Genomic DNA, 19,027 nt, shown 5'->3' with positions numbered 1-19,027 from the left:
AGCGTAGCGCCACGGTGACGCTGCGCGCCGAATCGCGCACTGGCGCTACGCTCGCGGCCATGTCTGGGAATCTCTGGTTACATTTCACCCGGCACGGCGCGGGTATCGCACATCCGATCATCGCCCGCGGCGAGGGCGTCACCATCTTTGACGACCGGGGAAAGAGCTACCTGGACGCCCTGTCCGGCCTGTTCGTCGTGCAGGTCGGTCATGGACGCGCCGAAATCGCCGAGGCCGCAGCCCGACAAGCCGGCACGCTGGGATTCTTCCCACTGTGGGGGTACGCCACCCCACCGGCGATCGAGCTGGCCGCGCGCCTGGCGCACTACGCCCCCGGGGACCTGAACCGAGTGTTCTTCACATCAGGTGGCACCGAGGCGGTCGAGACCGCATGGAAGGTGGCCAAACAGTACTTCAAGCTCATCGGCAAACCCGGCAAGCACAAGGTCATCTCGCGGGCGGCGGCCTACCACGGAACCACTCAGGGAGCCCTGGCGCTCACCGGCTTACCGCCATTCAAAGCGCCGTTCGAGCCGGTGACGCCCGGCGGGTTCCGAGTGCCGAATACGAACTTCTACCGCGCGCCGTTCGATACCGACGCCAAGGCGTTCGGGCTGTGGGCCGCCGACCGGATCGCCGAGGCGATCGAGTTCGAAGGACCCGAGACCGTCGCCGCGGTGTTCTTGGAGCCGGTGCAGAACGCGGGCGGTTCCATCCCGCCTCCCCCCGGCTATTTCGATCGGGTCCGCGCGATCTGCGACGAGTACGACGTGCTGTTGGTGTCCGACGAGGTGATCTGTGCGTTCGGCCGAATCGGGTCGATGTTTGCCTGCGACGACTTCGGCTACGTTCCCGACATGATCACCTGCGGCAAAGGCCTGACGTCGGGCTACTCACCGCTCGGGGCGATGCTCGCCAGCGATCGGCTGTTCGAACCGTTCAACGACGGAACGACGATGTTCCCGCACGGCTACACCTTCGGTGGCCATCCGGTGTCGGCCGCGGTCGCCCTGGCCAACCTCGACATCTTTGAGCGCGAAGGCCTCAACGATCAGGTTAAGCAGCGCTCGCCCGCACTGCGGGCCACCTTGGAGAAGCTGTACGACCTGCCCGTGGTGGGCGATGTTCGCGGCGAGGGGTACTTCTTCAGCATCGAGTTGGTCAAGGACCAGACGACCAGACAGACCTTCTCGGGCGAGGAACGTGGACGGCTGCTCCGCCAGGTGTCGGCTGCCCTGTTCGACGCCGGGCTGTATTGCCGCACCGACGACCGCGCCGATCCCGTAGTTCAGGTGGCCCCGCCGCTGATCAGCGGTCAGGCCGAGTTCGACACCATCGAATCCATTCTGCGCAGCGTGCTCAAAGCGACCACACCAGATTTCCGTGGCTGAGGTAGGGGCCACCAGTGGGGTCGTACTGGGAGTAGCCCTGGTTGACGATCGGTCTCATGAGGTTATCCAGCGCGCCGATAATCGGTGCCGGGACACCAAGCTGTTGAAGTGGCATGAGCAGCGGAAGGAGGGGCGTGGGAATCATGTACGTGGTTGTCGTTCCGCCCAGCACGCTCGTGGCGGTGGAAACCACTACCCCCTGGTCCGGTGACGCGAACGCGGTTGGGGTGTGCACAGAGTTGAAGGCGAGCAGCGAATTGAGAGTGGCAGCCAGATTCCACGGCCGATCCGGCGGATTAGCGGCGAAATCGTACTGGCGGTAGACGACATTCATGTCGTACTGACTCTCCGGCACGGCCCCCACCGTGTAGTTGATGAGCGGGACGGTGACGCCGTTCGGGAGATAGGTGTGGGCCAGCCCGCGCTCAGGACCGGCCAGGTGAAGGAATGTCAACAGATCGGGTGCTGGTGCCGTCGGATCCGTGGCCAAAAAGGCCAGCTCGCGGTCGATGACGACGGTGCCCAGCGACAGTCCGGATACCGCGACCGGTTCGCCGGTAGTGGCGGCGCGAAGAATTTCGGCGTGCAGCAACTGCTGACCAATGGCGACGGATTGGTTGACGTCGGGGGCCGCAAGGGAGCCGCTGAGGAAACCAAACGTGGCGGGGTAGTTGACCACCTGCGCCATCGTGTCCGGGAACCAGTTCTCGCCGATCGCGACATTGAGCGCAGCATATTGCGGCGGTGTCAGGCCGATGATCTCCTGAAAGATCCTCGGCTGAAACAACGGTGAGGCACCCGGGACGGTGATCCGCGTCCCGGTGAATGCGCCCGACCCCATGCTGGGTAGTGGTTGCTGCCAGGGCATCAGCTGCGCGCTGGCCGCCAGGGCGCCCACCTGATAGGCCACCATTGCAGCGACATCTTGGGCCCACATCTGCTCATACGCCGCCTCAACGGCCGCGATTGCAGCGGCGTTCTGCCCCAACAGATTCGATCTCGCCAGCGCGACGATGTGAGCCCGGTTCGCCGCAACCATCACCGGATCCACCGTGGCGGCAAAGGCGGCTTCATAAGAGCTCGCCACCTCCCGGGCCTGGGCGGCTGCGTGCCCGGCCTCGGTGGCCGCCGCACGCAACCAGCCCAGGTACGGTGCGACGGCGGCGGCCATCGACGCCGATGACGAGCCCAGCCAGCACCGGTCGGTCAGGCCCGCGATCACCGATTCGCAAGCCTCAGCCGCGCAGTCTAGGTCGGCCACCAGCCCATCCCACGCCACCGCGGCGGCGAGCAGCGAGCCCGGTCCCGGGCCGCGATACATTCGAACGGAGTTGATCTCGGGCCGCAGCCTCGGGTAATCCATCGCCTCGCGCCTTGAGCTGATGTCGCCACTAGAGGGTTGGGCTGATTGTGTCACTTCACGCGCCAGCGCGGGGCCGGCTCGAGCCGGCTACACCCAGAAACGGGGCCTGCGCACGCGTCGGCGGCGCTTGGCCGTGGCGAGTACCCGCTGGACCTCGTCGAGAGCTTCCATCACCGTCCGAGCCTGTTTCTCGGTGGGGTTGCACAGGTACCTATTGAGCGCATCGCAGAGCTTCGTGAGCGCGGAACGAAGGTCGGGATCGGCTGAGGTGTCGCGGTGTACGGTCAACTCCGCCCACACGTCATCGAGTCCAGAGTCGTCCTTCGGGACGGCCTGCCGCACCCTCTTGAGCAGATCCGCCAGGGATCGCTTGCGGACCCGCTTCGCAGCGGGAACAGCAGCGGCACTCGGCGGCGGGGTCATGGCCCGGGCCGCCATGGGTGCGGCGGCCGCCATGAGGCGGGGGGCTGCCCATCCTGAGGGCGCCTCGACCGGCTGGACGATCTCGGTCAGCGGGCCGGCCTCACTCGATTCCGGGCGATCCGGATCAATGGCCACGAATGCGGTGAACCTGGATAGCACACCGAACCGGATGGAGTGCGCGATCAGCCGCGCGGCCAGATCGTCGGATGCATCCGAGCTTCGCCACGACGCGTATTCGTCCTCGAGGTCGCGGACCACGCTACGCGCCCAGATCGTCCGTACGGCTATAGCTTCGGGCACCACCCGGGCGGGCAGCGCCGTCGCGAACGGGCCGTTCGCCGCGTCGGCTTCGACATGCAGCGTGACGGAAGTGGCGGGGCCGCGATACCGCCCCGAGATCACGCACGGCACACCCGCGAAAGCGTCGGGCGACAGGCTCGGTGTCACGGTGCCGTCGATGCACTCGACTCCTGCCATTGCGTCTGGGGTGACCCGGACCGCGGTCAGCGACGGACGCCCGATGGTGCGGGCCAGCCTGGCCATCGCCTCGTCGAGGCGGTCTTCCGAGTCGACCAACTCGGCCCGTCCGGTGCCCAGTCGCGCCAGCCGGTCCAGGAAACCGGCGTTGACGGCACGGTCGATGCCGACGCAATACACGTGGGTTCGCCCGATGGCCGGCGCCAGCGTCGCCAACAGGTGGTCTTCGCCGGTGATCTGGCCGTCGGTTACCAGGACCACGCTGGCCTGCCGGTCTTCGCCGGACGCGGTAAGCATCTCGACCGCTGTGCGCAGCGGTGCGGCCATCTCGGTACCGCCTCGACTGGTCAACGTGCCCAGCCATGACGCCGCAGCGAACCGGTTTCGGTCCGAACCCTCGACGAGTCCGGCGGGCATGGCCGCAGGCGTGTCGATCTGGTGATCAAATGCCAGCACGCAGAATCGGTCGACGGTGTCGAGCATGTCCACGATCCGGCCGGCGGCGCGCCGCGCGGCGACCATCTTCCAGCCGCCCATCGAGCCGGAACGGTCGAGCACCACTACGACGTCGCGCGGCGCGGTCGACGTTTCGGCTGGTGGCACCAGCGTGACTGACCAAGTGCCTTCGCCATCCGCTGAGTCGCGTTCGGCATCCGGGACGAGCAGCGCCGATGACGACCATTCGCTGCGGTCGAGGCGAAAGCGCAGCACGAAATCCCGGTCGGCCCGCGCACCGGGCTCGACCCGCAGCCGGGTGAGACCCTCCGGGGAGGAGTCCAGCACCGCGGTGGCCAGGGAGGCCCGCAGGTCGGAGACCGGCAGGCCACCGTCGTGCAACGACAGCGATATCTGCAGGTCGGGGCGGTCGTCGACGTCCTCTAGACGAGGCGGAGTCACCCTCGACGCGTCCGGCACGGCAGCGGTGTCGCAGGCCACGCCGGATCCCGTCTGATCGCCGAGTAGCGGGCTGCCGGTGGTGTACCGCGGCGCGACCACCAGAGGAAAGCGGAAGGTGGCCTCGCCATCCTGGAACTCCAGCGGACCTGTCAGTCGCATTTCGACAGTGGCCTGTTCACCGGGCCCGAGGTTGCCCACCCGCACCGAGAACACATCGGAGCGGTCCTCCTCCACGATGGCGGCGCGCTGCCCATCGGCCACCGCCTGCTCATAGTCGGTGCGGGCCTGGCCACGCTCTTTGAGCACACCAACCACTCGACGTCCCGCCATGTCGGCGACGAAATCGGTTACACCCGCGCGCGGCGGCAACGGAAACACATAGGTGGCCTCGATGGTCGAATCGCCAGTATTCGCGAAGAGCTGCCGCACGGTAGAGGTAGCGGTCATGCCGACGACGACGGTGTCGACGCTGCACGCCTTGAGGGGCAGCAAGCGCCCGTCGGCGGATTTCAGCTCGCCACATGTGGGCTCGGCCGCCGTCCTTGCGGGTACGGGTTCGGCGGCTATCAGGGGAAGCAACTGGGTCCTCATGGGGAGTCCTTTCGTGCGAGAAGGTCGAGGAGCGGAGCGGCGGCGCTGCGCAGGGTTTCGGGCGCGGGAAGCGCGCCTGCCGGTCCGTCGATGAGCACGGTGACGTTGTCGGAGAGCCGCACGGCCGTCATGGCGGCGACCGATGGAGGATCGGGTGCCGGGGCGGGAGACGTCTCGGGTGCGGTCTGCCAGAAACGGCCGGCGGCGCGCGACGGTCCGGAATCAGCCTCGGGATCACCCAGGTCCGCGGGCATTGCGCTCGGCGGGATCGCGGCCAGCGATTCCAGCTCGGCTGGCGGCAGGCGGTCGAGGCGCTGACCGATCTCCTCGAGCGACAACCCCTGCCCTTGGAGCCGTTTGATCGCGACCAGACGGAGCAGGTGAGTGCGCCCGTAGGTCAACGCGCGTCCCCGGGTACCCGGCCGCGGTAGCAACCCCCTGGCGGTGTAGTAGCGGATCATCCGCTCGGCCGGGATCGGCTTGGCCTGGCGATTGTCGGGCACGGCGCCGGAGGCCTGCACGGCACGGGCGGCCGCTGCGGCGAACTCGGACAAGGTGAGAAGTGACGTCATCGCTATTAACAGTGTCATCTAGATTTCTGACAGTGTCAAATAACTTCTGTCTCATCAGTCACAGCGCGGCACCCGGCGATCCGGGCGGCGATCACCTACTCTGCACAGCGATGCCCTTCCTACGGTCCGCACTCCGCGCCGCGACATGCCTGGCTGCGGCGGCATTCGCGATCACCGGACCTGCGATGCTCGCAGTGCCCGTCGCGACCGCCGAGCCCAACAGCGCGCCCAGCATCTGCCCATACAAGGTGTCCACCCCGCAGGCGGTGGACTCGTCGGAGGTTCCGCGGGCCGGTGAGCCGCCGCTGCCGCTGCCGGTGCCGCACACGCCGGTCGGCGGCAATGCGCTGGGCAGCTGCGGTGTGGTCACAGCCCCCGATACCCCACCGGTGCCCGGTGACGTCTCCGCGGAAGCGTGGCTGGTAGCCGATCTGGACAGTGGCGCCGTCATCGCAGCCCGGGATCCCCACGGCCGGCACCGCCCGGCCAGCGTGATCAAGGTGCTCGTCGCGATGACGTCCATCGACGCGTTCAGTCTCAACAAGGCGGTCGCCGGTACCGAGGCGGATGCCGCCACGGAGGGAACCAAGGTCGGCGTGGCCCCCGGCGGCACCTACACCGTCAACCAGCTGCTGCACGGGCTGTTGATGCATTCCGGCAACGATGCCGCTAACTCGCTGGCCATGCAGTTCGGTGGCATGGAGGCCGCCCTGCAGAAAATCAATGTGCTGGCCGCCAAGCTCGGCGGTCGCGATACCAGGGTCGCTACGCCATCCGGACTCGATGGGCCTGGGATGAGCACCTCGGCCTATGACATCGCCCTGTTCTATCGGTACGCCTGGCAGAATCCCACGTTTGCCGACATTGTGGCGACGCGCACCTTCGACTTCCCCGGCCACGGCGACCATCCAGGCTACGAACTGGAAAACGACAACAAGCTGCTCTATCACTACCCGGGCGCACTCGGGGGTAAGACCGGCTACACCGACGACGCCGGCCAGACTTTCGTCGGGGCGGCCAACCGCAATGGCCGGCGGCTGGTGGCGGTGCTGCTGCACGGGACGCGACGACCGATCCAGCCCTGGGAACAGGCGGCACGCCTGCTGGATTACGGGTTTGCCACACCTGAGGGCACCCAGATCGGATCGCTGGTCGAGCCCGACCCCTCGCTGATAACCACGAGCCAAGACGGCACCGCCGACCAACTGGCCGACAGTAACCAGGCCGCGGGGCTGATGGCGTCCCAAGACACCCTTCCGGTGCGAGTGGGAGTGGCCTTGATCGGCACCATCATCGTGTTCGGCCTGATCATGGTCGCCCGCTCGATGAACCGGCGAGCCCAGCACTAGGGACGTTGGCAGCGGTGGGACGCGGGCCGGCGCTGCGGCGACTTTCGGTCGGGCTCACCGCCGCGAGCGTCGGCCTCATCTACGGCTACGACCTCTCCAGCATCGCGGGAGCGCTGCTGTTCATGAGCGACGAATTCGACCTCACCACACGGCAACAGGAACTGGTCACGACCACGGTGGTGATCGGCCAGATCGCGGGGGCGCTCGGAGCCGGGGTACTCGCCAACGCGATCGGGCGCAAGACATCGACGGTGCTGATCACCGCCGGCTACGTGCTGTTCGCACTGATGGGCGCGCTCTCAATCTCGTTACCGATGCTGCTGACCGCACGCCTGCTGCTCGGCGTGTGCATCGGCGTATCGGTGGTCGTCATCCCGGTCTACGTGGCCGAGTCGGCACCGGCCGCGGTGCGCGGGTCGCTGCTGGCGGCCTATCAGGTGGCGGTGGTCAGCGGCCTCATCGTCGGCTACTCGGTCGGCTACCTGCTGGCCGGTTCGCATAGCTGGCGATGGATGCTCGGGCTGGCTGCCGTACCCGCCGCGCTGCTACTACCGCTGTTGCTGCGCATGCCCGACACCGCTCGGTGGTTGCTCCTCAAGGGCCGAGCCGCCGAAGCACGCGCCGCGCTACGTCGGGTCGTGGCCGACGCCGATGTCGACGTGGAGCTGGCCGAGATCGCGGGCGCCGTAGCCGAAGACCAGGCCAGCACCAGCAGCATCGCCGAAATGGTGCGGCGGCCGTATCTGCGGGCCACCCTGTTTGTCGTCACGCTGGGCTTTCTCCTGCAGATCACCGGCATCAACGCGATCATCTACTACAGCCCCCGTCTGTTCGCAGCCATGGGTTTCGAAGGTCATTTCGCCCTGCTGGGGCTGCCCGCGCTAGTGCAGGTCGCCGGTTTGGCCGCGGTGTGCACGTCGCTGATTCTCGTCGACCGGCTGGGACGGCGTCCGATCCTGTTGTCCGGCATCGCGATGATGATCGCCGCCGATATCGTGCTGGTCGCCGTCTTCGCCAGGGACCCGGGCCAGCAAGGAGGCCCGGCATTGATAGTGGGATTCGGCGGCGTGCTGTTATTCATCATTGGGTTCAGCTTCGGGTTCGGCTCTCTGGTCTGGGTCTACGCGGGCGAGAGCTTCCCGTCGCGCCTGCGGTCGCTGGGGTCAAGCCTGATGCTGACGTCGAGCCTGACGGCCAACGCGATCGTTGCCGCGTTCTCCCTCACGATGCTGCGTTCACTCGGCGGCGCAGCCGTTTTCGCGGTGTTTGGGTTCTTCGCGCTCATCGCGTTCGCCGTGGTGTACTGGTTTGCTCCGGAGACCAAAGGCCGCCAGCTGGAGGAGATCCGGCACTTCTGGGAGAACGGCGGCCGCTGGGAGGCCTAAATGACCCTGATCCGCGCGGGTGCGGTCGCGATCGACGGTCAGATCCGCCGACCGGGCTGGGTGCAGACCGCGGGGCGGCGGATTGTCGCGTGCGGCGTCGGGACGCCGCCTCAGCACGCCGGTGCCGGTATTGGGGATTGCCTCGATCTCGGGAATTCCCTTGTGGTTCCCGGTTTCGTCGACATGCATGTGCACGGCGGCGGCGGCGCATCGTTTGCCGCGGGGGACGCCGCGGAAGCCGCGCGGGTGGCCGCATTCCATCTGCGACACGGCACCACGACGATGCTGGCCAGTCTAGTGACCGCCGCACCCGCAGAACTGGTCTCGGCCGTGAGCGTGCTTGCCGAGGCCATCGGACTGAGCCGGCTGGACACCGTGGCAGGCATCCATCTGGAGGGTCCCTGGCTCGCCGCGGCACGGTGCGGGGCGCACGACCGCTCGCAGCTGCGCGTCCCGGACCTCGCCGAAATCGACGCTGTGCTTGCCGCTGCGGGCGGCACCATCAGAATGGTCACGCTGGCGCCCGAGCTGGCCGGGAGCGACGCCGCGATCGGTCGATTTCTGGACGCGGGAGCTGTTGTGGCAGTGGGTCACACGGATGCGACCTATGAGCAGACCAAGACAGCCATCGCCAGGGGCGCCACCGTTGCCACCCACTTGTTCAACGCGATGCCACCGCTGCACCATCGCGAGCCCGGACCCGCTCTCGCGCTGCTCCAGGACTCGCGGGTGACCGTAGAACTCATCGCGGACGGCGTGCACCTCCACCCCGCGGTGGTGCACGCAGTGATCGGGGCCGTCGGTGCCGATCGGGTGGCCGTGGTCACCGACGCCACCACCGCGGCGGGATGCGGCGACGGTGCGTTTCAACTCGGTTCGGTGCACTTCGACGTCGAGTCCGGTGTGGCGCGGGTGCGGGGGACGCCGACGGTCGCCGGCAGCCTCGCCACCATGGATCAGCTCTTCCGGGCCGTGGCCGCACGGGGACCGGAGCGCGATGCGGCGTTGGCCGCAGCGGTGCAGATGACGTCGACGAACCCGGCCCGGGCGCTCGGTCTCGACCGAGTGGGCCAGCTGGCGACCGGCTACGATGCCAATCTTGTTGTTTTGGAACCGGATTTGCAGGTGACGGCGGTGATGGCCAACGGCGATTGGCGGGCACCGGCCGGCGGCTAGGCGTGGTTCAGGAATAGGACCGTCCAAATCAGACGGCTAAGAGGCATATCTGTCCCTCTTGCGGGCGCAACCACCTATGGTCCGCCGTCTTCGCGGTCTGAAAGTAGCTTCTCCGGATGGTGGTACCCGTTGGTGCGGGGTTGCCCACGATCCAGGTGCGGCGGTGGTATCCACTCCGTATCACCGTTGGCGCGCTTTCTTGTGGTCCAGCCCTTTTCGACCAACGAGTGGTCCTTGCCGCAAGCGAAGGCTAGGTCGTTGACGTCGGTGGTGCGGCAGGTCGCATAAGGAGTGAGATGGTGGACTTCGCATTGGTAGCCGGGCACGTCACATCCCGGACGAGTGCAACCACGGTCTTTGGCGTACAACACTATTCGCTGTCCGGGCGATGCCAGCCGCTTCGTGTGATACAACCCGATCGCCTTGCCCTCGTCAAAGATCGCCAAGTAATGATGAGCATGACGGGCCAGCCGGATCACATCCGACATCGGTAGCAGGGTGCCCCCACCGGTAAGCGCCCTACCCACACCGGATTCCAGGTCCTTCAACGTCGTGGACACGACGATGGCCGCGGGTAGCCCATTGTGCTGACCTAGTTCTCCGCTGGCCAATAGCGCGTGCAACGCGGCATTGAGGCCGTCATGGTTGCGCTGGGCACTGCCGCGGGTGTCACGCTTGATCGCCTCGTCACCGGCCGGACCGTCGATTACTGGCGTTTGGTCGTCAGGATTACACATCCCAGGTGTGGCCAGTTTGGCCAGGACCGCCTCGACAGCGGCGCGGGTCTGCGGCGTCAGCCAGCCGGTCAACTTCGACATGCCGTCGACGTCTTGTTTGCCTAGCGTGAGCCCGCGTCGGCGGGCACGGTCATCATCGGTGTAGTCGCCATCGGGGTGCAGGTAATCCATCAACCGCTGGGCCAGCTTGGCTACTTCGTCGGGGCGAAACTGGGTGGCCAACTCAGCCAGGTGGGCCTCGGCGTGATCCCGAGTCTCAACATCGACGCTGACGGGCAGCCGGCGTAAGAAGTCGCGGATGATCCGAACATGACCGCCGCCGATACGTCCGTCGCACTGGAGGCGGGCGGTCTCGGTCAGCAGCGGAGGCAGGGGTTGTCCAGTCAGTGCCCGCCGCTCGCCGAGCTCAGTGGCCTCAGCCACCCGCCGACCGGCCTCGCCGCGGGTGATGTGCAGCCGATCGGCCAATGTTCTGGCTAGGGTGCCGCCGAGCTCGGTCTCGCCGGCCTGCTCAGCGATCTGATTGATCAACCCATGCTCGATTGCGGGCAGCCGGCGGCGCACGGTCTCCAAGCGTTCCAGCAACGTCAACCGCTCTGGAGTGGTAAGCCCATCAAACGACAACTCGCATGCGCAATCCAGGTCAGCATCGAGCGCGTCAAAGACCTCGACGATCTCCTCACGCCTACTCGAAAGCATGTTCCAATTCTATGGCCGGGCACTGACAAGAATCACCGCTCCTGAGCGCAAATCCACTGTCACACAGGTGAAATCGGTGAGCATCGGTGCCGGCCCAATGCTCGGGACCGGCCCGCGCCCAAAGCTAACGCTGGTGCCGACGAGAGCGGGCTAGACGCGAAAACGTCAGCGCACCAACGGCTCCGACGGCCACCGCGGTCAGCGTCTGGCGCGTACTCAGGCCCTCGTCCACCTGTATCCGCGGCCTGATCATCGCCGGCCCCGGGGGCTCGACTCTTTGGGCACGGGGATCCTCGGACGCCGTCGCGGCCCACGCGGTGGCGAACAAGATCAGAAACGCGGTGATGAATCCGAAGACCATCAAGCCCAAGACGGGACCGAACGCGACGCCCGCGGGACTACGCAAGACGATCCGCAGATAAATCGACCCTAGCTGCTTGAACAGCTCAAATCCGATAGCGGCCATCAAACCCGCCCTCATCGAGGCGACCAGACTCACCGGCGACCGTGGCAGCCGGCCGATCAGCCAGGTGAACAACACCCACGACACCAACACCGACACCAGAACCGAAACACCACGCAGTATTCCGTCGAACCCCGAAAACTGTGGTATGTGAAGCCATCTCAGAACGGTCGGCGTGGCATGGCCGAGCGCAGTGAGTCCGATGGTAGCCAGGACCACTGCGAACATCCCCAGCATGGCTCCCAGGTCGGATAACTTGTTCCGCACGAAACCCGCTGAACCACTCGGTTGGTCCCACATCGCTCCGAGCGCTTTCCGCAGGTGTGACATCCAGCTCAGGCCCGCCCAGGTCGCGGTGGCCAAACCGATGAGGCCGACGGAAGCGCGCGCTGCGATCGCCGAATTCGCCAGGTCGACGAGCTGCTGCCCCAGTTCGCCGGACACCGACTCCCTGATCCGGTCGTCGATCGCCGTGATCAGCCGCGGCTGGCGGGACAACGCGAACCCCACCACCGCGAAGCCGACCATCAACAGGGGAAATATCGCGAAGATCGTGTAGTAGGTCATGCCCGCTGCCAAGAAGCTGCCGTTGTGGTCGTTGAAGCGCTGGTAGGCACGCATGACGTGGTCGAACCACGCGTAGCGGGCACGCACCCGATCGAGGACCGGCGGCTTGGCTGGCTCGGTCATGTTTACCGGAGCCGCGGAAGAAAACCCAGCCGGTCATAGACACGCTGAACCGTTTTGCCGGCGACATCCTCGGCGTGTTGTGCCCCGGTGGCCAGCGTGTTCTCCAACTCGGTGAGATCACCCATCAATTCGTCGACCCGAGCTTTGATGGGGCCGACGAAGTCGACAACGGCCTCGGCGGTGTCCTTCTTGAGGTCGCCGTAGCCGCGCCCGGCGTATCCCGCAACGAGGGAGTCCATCTCAACTCCGGTGACCGCCGACTGGATGCCCAGCAGGTTCGACACCCCCGGTTTGGCAGCCGGGTCGTAGCGAATATCACGTTCACTGTCGGTCACCGCCGAGCGAATCTTCTTGGCGGACAACGCAGGATCGTCGAGCAGATTGATCAGCCCGGCATCCGTCGACGCCGACTTGCTCATCTTCGACGTCGGGTCACCCAGGTCGTAGATCTTGGCGGTCACCTTGGGAATGAGCACATCGGGCACCACCAATGTGTCCGGGAACCGGCTGTTGAACCGTTGTGCGATGTCGCGGGCCAGCTCCAGGTGCTGTCGCTGGTCCTCACCGACAGGCACCAGCTCGGTGTCGTAGGCCAACACATCAGCGGCTTGCAACACCGGATAGGTAAACAAGCCCACGGTGGTTGCGTCGCTGCCCTGACGGGTCGACTTGTCTTTGAACTGAGTCATCCGCGACGCCTGGCCAAAGCCGGTGAAACAGCCCAGTGCCCAGGCGAGTTGGGTGTGGGCGGGTACGTGGCTTTGCACGAAGACGGTGGCCCGCGCGGGATCGATGCCCAGCGCCAGATATTGCGCGGCGGTGATCAGTGTCCGACGCCGTAACGCGTCGGGGTCTTGCGGGATGGTGATCGCGTGCAGGTCCACCACGCAGAAATACGCGTCGTGGTCGTCCTGCAGCGTGACCCACTGGGCGACGGCGCCCAGCGCGTTGCCGAGATGAAGCGAATCAGAAGTGGGCTGCACGCCGGAGAATATCCGGCGGGATCCGGTAGCGGTGCTCATGATGACCCGATCTTGTCACGTGGCCGCACGCCGCCTCGATGAGCGGTCTGCGGGCGCCGCCGGTACCGGCGGTATCACCCGGCCTTGTAGTGTCGAGAGTATGACGATGAGCCGCCCGCCAATCCATCTGGGCTCAGGAGAACCGGTCCTGCTGCTGCACCCGTTCCTGATGTCGCAGACAGTGTGGGACGTGGTGGCCCAGCAGTTGGCCGATACCGGCCGCTACGAGGTTTTCGCCCCGACATTGGCCGGGCACAACGGTGGGCCGCGTGCCGGCACGTGGTTTCTGTCGTCGGCGGTGTTGGCCGACCACGTCGAGCGTCAAATGGACGACCTCGGCTGGGATACGGCGCACATCGTCGGCAACTCCCTGGGCGGCTGGGTCGCATTCGAACTCGAACGACGCGGACGGGCACGCAGTGTGACCGGCATCGCGCCGGCCGGCGGGTGGACGCGCTGGAGCCCGGCCAAATTCGAGGTGATCACCAAGTTCGTCATGGGTATGCCACTGTTGGGGCTCGCGTGGTTGTTCGGGCCGCGGGTGTTGCGCCTGCGCCTGCCATTCACCCGCCGGTTAGCCAGCTACGCCATCAGCGCATCGCCAGACGGGGTGACCGACGACCAGCTGGTCGGCATCGTCGACGATGTCGCGCACTGCCCCGCCTACTTCCAGCTGCTCGTCAAGGCGGCGCTGCTGCACGGCCTGCGGGAACTCGCCGAGAACGCGGTCCCGGCGCATCTGGTGATCTGCGGCAAAGATCGGATTGTCCCCTCGCCGAGGTTCAGCAAGCATTTCACCCGCAATCTTCCCGACGACCACCGGATCACCGTGCTCGACGACGTGGGCCACGTTCCGATGTTCGAGGCGCCGGGCCGCATCACCGATCTGATCACCGGCTTCATCGAAGAGTGCTGCCCGCATATCCGGGCCTCCGACTACTCGGAACCACCAGCTAGCTGAGTGCCCGTTCGAGGTTGTCGGCGATCGCCGCGAGGAATTCTTCGCTGAGTAACCAGTTCTGCTCCGGACCGATCAGGATGGCAAGATCCTTGGTCATCTTGCCGCTCTCGACAGTGGCGATAACGACCTCTTCCAGTTGCTCAGCGAACTTGATGACCTCGGGTGTGTTGTCCAGTTTGCCGCGATGTTGCAGCCCGCGGGTCCAGGCAAAGATGGACGCGATCGGGTTCGTCGACGTCGGTTTGCCGGCCTGATACTGCCGGTAATGGCGGGTGACGGTGCCGTGGGCGGCTTCGGCCTCGACGGTCCGGCCGTCGGCCGTCATCAACACCGACGTCATCAGGCCCAGCGAACCGTAGCCCTGCGCGACGGTGTCCGACTGCACGTCGCCGTCATAGTTCTTGCACGCCCACACGTAGCCACCTTCCCACTTGAGGCACGCGGCCACCATGTCATCGATCAGGCGATGCTCGTAGGTGAGTCCGTGCGCCTCGAATTTGTCCTTGAACTCTTCGTCGTAGATGCGCTGGAACTCGTCTTTGAACATGCCGTCATAGGCCTTGAGGATGGTGTTCTTGGTGGACAGGTAGACGGGCCATTTTGCGTTGAGGCCGTAGGAGAATGACGCCCGCGCGAAGTCTCGAATGGATTCCTTGAAGTTGTACATCCCCATTACGACACCGCCATCCTCGGGGATGGACACCATCTCGTGCACGATCGGCTCGCTGCCGTCGGCGGGCCTGAAAGTCAGTGTGACGGTGCCTGGCTGGTCGACCTTGAAATTCGTCGCTCGGTACTGATCACCGAATGCGTGGCGGCCGATGACGATCGGCTTGGTCCAGCCCGGAACCAGCCGCGGGACGTTCGAAATCACGATCGGTTCACGGAAAATCGTGCCGCCCAGGATGTTTCGGATCGTCCCGTTGGGAGACAGCCACATCTTCTTCAGGTTGAATTCCTGCACTCGAGCTTCGTCGGGAGTGATGGTCGCGCATTTAACGCCCACGCCGTGTTTCTTGATCGCATAGGCGGCATCAATGGTCACCTGGTCGTTCGTCGCGTCGCGGTGCTCAATGCCCAAGTCGTAGTAGTCCAGTTGGATATCGAGATGCGGCAGGATGAGCATGTCCTTGATGAGCTTCCAGATGACCCGGGTCATCTCGTCGCCATCGAGCTCTACTACCGGACCTTTGACCTTGATCTTGGGTTCGCTGGACATCTAGCTCCGAGTCCTCCAGCCGTGCGGGCGTGCCCCGAGCGGTTGCTCGTCACGCCAGAGTACTCAGAGTCCGGGTTCGCCCGGAGTTGGCACTGAGTAGTTGGCATGCGATAGGCTTCAGATCGGTCATGAGCGCCAGCGTCAAGCCCCGGCTTGCTGGCCGGCAACCCTCCAACCGCGGTGGGGTGCCCCGGGTGATGACCAGGTTGAGTAGCCACCACCGGCTGCGCGGCAAGCGCGGGTCCGCCGTGACGGGCCCCTGACCAGACAGGGAAACGTGATGCGCACACATTCACCACAGCATGTTGGGCCTTGCCCGGCCGATGTCGCCTACTCCCCATTGTGAGCAGAAATCCCCATTGTGAGCAGAAAGATCCCTGATGAGCGCCGATAGCAGCAGCACAGAAGCCGATCCGACCGCGTCTTGGTCGTTCGAAACCAAACAGATTCACGCTGGCCAGCAGCCTGACCCGACCACCAACGCCCGGGCGCTGCCGATCTACCAGACCACGTCGTACACCTTCGACGACACCGCGCACGCTGCCGCGCTCTTCGGGCTGGAGGTTCCCGGCAACATCTACACCCGGATCGGCAATCCGACCACCGATGTGGTCGAACAGCGCATCGCCGCGCTCGAGGGCGGGGTGGCGGCGCTGTTCCTGTCCTCGGGGCAGGCTGCGGAGACGTTCGCGATCCTGAACGTCGCGGGTGCTGGAGATCACATCGTGTCTAGCCCGCGGCTCTACGGCGGCACCTACAACCTGTTTCACTATTCGCTGGCGAAGATCGGCATCGAAGTCGGCTTCGTCGACGATCCCGACGACCCGGACTCATGGCAGGCCGCGGTGCGCCCGAACACCAAAGCGTTCTTCGCTGAAACCATCTCCAACCCGCAAATCGACGTGCTGGATACGCCGTTCGTTGCCGAGGTCGCCCACCGCAACGGGGTACCGCTGATCGTCGACAACACCATTGCCACGCCGTACTTGATCCGGCCCTTCGCCCAGGGCGCCGACATCGTCGTGCACTCGGCCACCAAGTACTTGGGTGGCCACGGCGCGGCGATCGCCGGCGTGATCGTCGACGGCGGCACCTTCGACTGGACACAGGGCCGCTTTCCCGGGTTCACCACCCCCGACCCCAGCTACCACGGAGTCGTCTATGCGGAGCTGGGGCCGCCGGCGTACGCGCTCAAGGCGCGGGTGCAACTGCTGCGTGACTACGGGTCGGCGGCGTCACCGTTCAACGCGTTTCTGGTGGCCCAGGGTCTGGAAACGCTGAGCCTGCGGGTGGAGCGGCACGTCGCGAACGCGCAGCGGGTCGCCGAGCACCTGCAAGCCCACGACGGGGTGCTATCGGTCAACTATGCGGGGCTGCCCAGTTCCCCGTGGCATGAGCGAGCAAAGAAGCTGGCGCCCAAGGGAACCGGAGCCGTCCTCTCGTTCGAGCTGGCCGGCGGCATCGAGGCCGGAAAGGCGTTCGTCAACGCGCTGAAGCTGCACAGCCATGTCGCCAACATTGGTGACGTTCGCTCGCTGGTGATTCATCCCGCATCGACGACCCATGCCCAGCTGAGCCCCACCGAACAGCTAGCGACTGGCGTGAGCCCGGGCCTGGTGCGGTTGGCCGTCGGTATCGAGGGGATCGATGACATCCTGGCCGACCTCGAGCTCGGTTTTGCCGCGGCCCAGAAATTCAGCGGCGATCCGCAGTCGGTGGCGGCATTCTGAGCGGGTCTGGCGTGACGATCTCCGACGTGCCTGCCCAGACGTTGCCCGCCGAGGGCGAGGTCGGCATGGTCGACATCGGCCCGCTGCGGCTGGAGAGCGGCGCCGTGATCGACGATGTCTGCATCGCGGTGCAGCGATGGGGCGAATTGTCGCCAGCACGGGACAACGTCGTGGTGGTACTGCACGCCCTGACCGGCGACTCGCACATCACCGGCCCCGCCGGACCTGGGCACCCCACCGCAGGCTGGTGGGATGGGGTCGCTGGGCCGGGTGCGCCGATCGACACCAACCGCTGGTGCGCAGTGGCCACCAACGTGCTGGGCGGTTGCCGTGGCTCCACCGGACCCAGCTCGCTGGCGCGCGATGGAAAGCCCTGGGGCTCGCGATTCCCGAGGACAACGGTGCGTGATCAGGTGACGGCCGATATCGCGGCGCTGGGTGCGCTCGGCATCACCGAGGTCGCCGCCGTCGTTGGCGGCTCGATGGGCGGCGCTCGAGCCCTGGAGTGGGCCGTGGGATATCCGGACCGGGTCCGGGCTGCATTACTGCTGGCGGTGGGCGCGCGTGCGACTGCCGACCAGGTCGGCACCCAGACCACCCAAATCGCGGCCATCAAGGTCGACCCCAACTGGCAAGGCGGCGACTACCACGAGACGGGACGCACGCCGAGTGGCGGTCTGACGATCGCCCGCCGCTTCGCGCACCTGACCTACCGCGGCGAGGTCGAACTCGACACCCGGTTCGCCAACAACAATCAAGGCTTCGAGAACCCGGCGGCCGGCGGCCGCTACGCGGTGCAGAGCTACCTGGAGCATCAGGGCGACAAGCTGTTGTCTCGCTTTGATGCCGGCACCTACGTCACCCTGACCGAGGCACTGAATAGTCACGATGTCGGCCGCGGCCGCGGCGGGGTCGCCGCGGCGCTGCGCGGGTGCCCGGTTCCGGTGGTGGTCGGTGGTATCACATCCGACCGGCTCTACCCGCTGCGCTTGCAGGAGGAGCTTGCCGAGCTGCTGCCGGGCTGCACGGGGCTACATGTTGTGGAGTCCATCTACGGGCACGACGGCTTCCTCTTGGAATCCGAGGCCGTCGGCGACCTGATCCGCAAGACCCTCGAATTGGCCGACGGCCAAGGCGCGGGTCCGCGGTGACTCGCTCCCGGCGGGACCGGTCCCTGTCGTTTGGGTCCGCGGCGGCCGCCTACGAACGGGGCCGCCCGTCGTACCCACCGGAAGCGATCGACTGGCTGCTGCCCGCGGGCGCGCGCGATGTGCTCGACCTGGGGGCGGGTACGGGCAAGCTGACCACCAGGCTGGTCGAGCGTGGCCTGGACGTGGTGGCGGTTGACCCGATCGCCGAAATGCTGGAGGTGTTGTGCACCTCGCTGCCGAAGACGCGTGCGCTGCTCGGTACCGCGGAAGAAATTCCGTTGGAGGACAACAGCGTTGATGCAGTGCTGGTCGCGCAGGCGTGGCATTGGGTCGATCCCGCTCGCGCAATTCCCGAGGTGGCCCGCGTGCTGCGACCGGGTGGGCGGCTCGGCCTGGTGTGGAACACCCGCGACGAACGGCTCGGCTGGGTGCGCGAGCTGGGTGACATCATTGGCCGCGACGGCGATCCGGTCCGCGACAAGGTGACACTGCCACAACCGTTTGCCGACATGGCCCGCCATCAGGTCGAGTGGACGAATTACCTGACGCCGCAGGCACTGATCGACCTGGTTGCTTCTCGGACCTACTGCATCAACTCGCCGGCCGAGGTCCGCACCAAGACACTCGACCAGGTACGCCAGCTGCTGGCGACCCATCCCGCGCTGGCCAACTCGGCAGGTCTGGCGCTCCCTTACGTCACGGTGTGTGTGCGAGCGACACTGGCCTGAGCA

Annotated in this window: 15 protein-coding genes and 1 riboswitch; of the genes, 8 read left to right on the top strand and 7 right to left on the bottom strand. The window is 66.1% G+C overall.

Annotated features, from left to right (window positions below):
• Positions 1 to 59: 59 nt before the first annotated feature.
• Positions 60 to 1,391 (top strand): aspartate aminotransferase family protein, encoded by a 1,332-nt coding sequence (locus F6B93_RS05155; RefSeq protein ID WP_211698130.1) that lies wholly within the window; start codon positions 60 to 62, stop codon positions 1,389 to 1,391.
• On the opposite strand, the gene F6B93_RS05150 is transcribed toward F6B93_RS05155, so the two are convergent.
• The 3 genes from F6B93_RS05150 to F6B93_RS05140 all read right to left on the bottom strand — a co-directional run bounded on the left by F6B93_RS05150 (position 1,360) and on the right by F6B93_RS05140 (position 5,714).
• Positions 1,360 to 2,754 carry a PPE family protein gene (locus F6B93_RS05150; protein ID WP_211698129.1) on the bottom strand — a complete coding sequence of 465 codons (1,395 nt, stop codon included), beginning with the start codon at positions 2,752 to 2,754 and terminating at the stop codon, positions 1,360 to 1,362. The genes F6B93_RS05155 and F6B93_RS05150 overlap by 32 nt on opposite strands.
• An 87-nt stretch (positions 2,755 to 2,841) precedes the next feature.
• Complete coding sequence (locus F6B93_RS05145; RefSeq protein WP_211698128.1) at positions 2,842 to 5,142, bottom strand: VIT domain-containing protein; 2,301 nt, start codon at positions 5,140 to 5,142, stop codon at positions 2,842 to 2,844.
• Positions 5,139 to 5,714: a helix-turn-helix domain-containing protein gene (locus F6B93_RS05140; RefSeq protein WP_211698127.1), complete on the bottom strand. Its 576-nt coding sequence runs from the start codon at positions 5,712 to 5,714 to the stop codon at positions 5,139 to 5,141. The genes F6B93_RS05145 and F6B93_RS05140 overlap by 4 nt, the downstream gene beginning before the upstream one ends.
• Positions 5,715 to 5,824: 110 nt before the next feature.
• On the opposite strand from F6B93_RS05140, the gene dacB1 reads away from it, so the two are divergent.
• From dacB1 to nagA, 3 genes are read left to right on the top strand one after another with little or no spacing between them, the layout of a single operon-like run.
• The gene (dacB1, locus tag F6B93_RS05135; protein ID WP_211698126.1) at positions 5,825 to 7,063 is read left to right on the top strand and encodes a D-alanyl-D-alanine carboxypeptidase DacB1; all 1,239 of its coding nucleotides are present in this window, start codon (positions 5,825 to 5,827) and stop codon (positions 7,061 to 7,063) included.
• A gap of 32 nt (positions 7,064 to 7,095) precedes the next feature.
• Positions 7,096 to 8,448: a sugar porter family MFS transporter gene (locus tag F6B93_RS05130; RefSeq protein WP_425518528.1), complete on the top strand. Its 1,353-nt coding sequence runs from the start codon at positions 7,096 to 7,098 to the stop codon at positions 8,446 to 8,448.
• Positions 8,449 to 9,624, top strand: coding sequence for an N-acetylglucosamine-6-phosphate deacetylase (nagA, locus tag F6B93_RS05125; RefSeq protein ID WP_211698124.1), 1,176 nt, complete (start codon positions 8,449 to 8,451; stop codon positions 9,622 to 9,624). It abuts the gene before it with no gap.
• A gap of 74 nt (positions 9,625 to 9,698) precedes the next feature.
• On the opposite strand, the gene F6B93_RS05120 is transcribed toward nagA, so the two are convergent.
• From F6B93_RS05120 to trpS, 3 genes are all read right to left on the bottom strand, one after another.
• Positions 9,699 to 11,060 (bottom strand): HNH endonuclease signature motif containing protein, encoded by a 1,362-nt coding sequence (locus tag F6B93_RS05120; protein WP_211698123.1) that lies wholly within the window; start codon positions 11,058 to 11,060, stop codon positions 9,699 to 9,701.
• Positions 11,061 to 11,184: 124 nt separating this feature from the next.
• The gene (gene yhjD / locus F6B93_RS05115; protein WP_211698122.1) at positions 11,185 to 12,213 is read right to left on the bottom strand and encodes an inner membrane protein YhjD; all 1,029 of its coding nucleotides are present in this window, start codon (positions 12,211 to 12,213) and stop codon (positions 11,185 to 11,187) included.
• A gap of 2 nt (positions 12,214 to 12,215) precedes the next feature.
• Entirely contained in the window at positions 12,216 to 13,235 is a 1,020-nt protein-coding gene (gene trpS, locus F6B93_RS05110) for a tryptophan--tRNA ligase (protein WP_211698121.1), read from the bottom strand.
• 100 nt (positions 13,236 to 13,335) lie between these two features.
• Here trpS and F6B93_RS05105 point away from each other — a divergent pair, with 100 nt between their 5' ends.
• Positions 13,336 to 14,196, top strand: a complete 861-nt coding sequence (locus tag F6B93_RS05105; protein WP_211698120.1) for an alpha/beta fold hydrolase — start codon at positions 13,336 to 13,338, stop codon at positions 14,194 to 14,196.
• On the opposite strand, the gene F6B93_RS05100 is transcribed toward F6B93_RS05105, so the two are convergent.
• A complete protein-coding gene (locus F6B93_RS05100) occupies positions 14,189 to 15,415 on the bottom strand; it encodes an NADP-dependent isocitrate dehydrogenase (RefSeq protein ID WP_211698119.1) in 1,227 nt (408 codons plus the stop codon). The genes F6B93_RS05105 and F6B93_RS05100 overlap by 8 nt on opposite strands.
• A gap of 124 nt (positions 15,416 to 15,539) precedes the next feature.
• A riboswitch (SAM riboswitch) is annotated at positions 15,540 to 15,659 on the top strand.
• 136 nt (positions 15,660 to 15,795) lie between these two features.
• On the opposite strand from F6B93_RS05100, the gene F6B93_RS05095 reads away from it, so the two are divergent.
• The 3 genes from F6B93_RS05095 to F6B93_RS05085 are packed head-to-tail and all read left to right on the top strand — an operon-like array spanning position 15,796 to position 19,024.
• Positions 15,796 to 17,145 (top strand): bifunctional o-acetylhomoserine/o-acetylserine sulfhydrylase, encoded by a 1,350-nt coding sequence (locus F6B93_RS05095; RefSeq protein ID WP_211698118.1) that lies wholly within the window; start codon positions 15,796 to 15,798, stop codon positions 17,143 to 17,145.
• A gap of 11 nt (positions 17,146 to 17,156) precedes the next feature.
• Entirely contained in the window at positions 17,157 to 18,296 is a 1,140-nt protein-coding gene (gene metX, locus F6B93_RS05090; RefSeq protein ID WP_211698117.1) for a homoserine O-acetyltransferase MetX, read from the top strand.
• On the top strand, positions 18,293 to 19,024 hold the full coding sequence (locus F6B93_RS05085; RefSeq protein ID WP_211698116.1) for a class I SAM-dependent methyltransferase: 732 nt from the start codon (positions 18,293 to 18,295) through the stop codon (positions 19,022 to 19,024). The genes metX and F6B93_RS05085 overlap by 4 nt, the downstream gene beginning before the upstream one ends.
• The last annotated feature ends 3 nt before the right edge of the window (positions 19,025 to 19,027 follow it).

It is taken from the genome of Mycobacterium spongiae (genome assembly GCF_018278905.1).
Lineage (GTDB): Bacteria > Actinomycetota > Actinomycetes > Mycobacteriales > Mycobacteriaceae > Mycobacterium > Mycobacterium spongiae.
This window is presented reverse-complemented; position numbering and strand designations above follow the sequence as displayed.

Bases quoted from the DNA above. Each gene is read 5' to 3' on its own strand.
- F6B93_RS05155 (WP_211698130.1), top strand. From the start codon at position 60: ATGTCTGGGAATCTCTGGTTACATTTCACCCGGCACGGCGCGGGTATC.
- F6B93_RS05150 (WP_211698129.1), bottom strand. From the start codon at position 2,754: ATGGATTACCCGAGGCTGCGGCCCGAGATCAACTCCGTTCGAATGTAT.
- F6B93_RS05145 (WP_211698128.1), bottom strand. From the start codon at position 5,142: ATGAGGACCCAGTTGCTTCCCCTGATAGCCGCCGAACCCGTACCCGCA.
- F6B93_RS05140 (WP_211698127.1), bottom strand. From the start codon at position 5,714: ATGACGTCACTTCTCACCTTGTCCGAGTTCGCCGCAGCGGCCGCCCGT.
- dacB1 (WP_211698126.1), top strand. From the start codon at position 5,825: ATGCCCTTCCTACGGTCCGCACTCCGCGCCGCGACATGCCTGGCTGCG.
- nagA (WP_211698124.1), top strand. From the start codon at position 8,449: ATGACCCTGATCCGCGCGGGTGCGGTCGCGATCGACGGTCAGATCCGC.
- F6B93_RS05120 (WP_211698123.1), bottom strand. From the start codon at position 11,060: ATGCTTTCGAGTAGGCGTGAGGAGATCGTCGAGGTCTTTGACGCGCTC.
- yhjD (WP_211698122.1), bottom strand. From the start codon at position 12,213: ATGACCGAGCCAGCCAAGCCGCCGGTCCTCGATCGGGTGCGTGCCCGC.
- trpS (WP_211698121.1), bottom strand. From the start codon at position 13,235: ATGAGCACCGCTACCGGATCCCGCCGGATATTCTCCGGCGTGCAGCCC.
- F6B93_RS05105 (WP_211698120.1), top strand. From the start codon at position 13,336: ATGACGATGAGCCGCCCGCCAATCCATCTGGGCTCAGGAGAACCGGTC.
- F6B93_RS05100 (WP_211698119.1), bottom strand. From the start codon at position 15,415: ATGTCCAGCGAACCCAAGATCAAGGTCAAAGGTCCGGTAGTAGAGCTC.
- F6B93_RS05095 (WP_211698118.1), top strand. From the start codon at position 15,796: ATGAGCGCCGATAGCAGCAGCACAGAAGCCGATCCGACCGCGTCTTGG.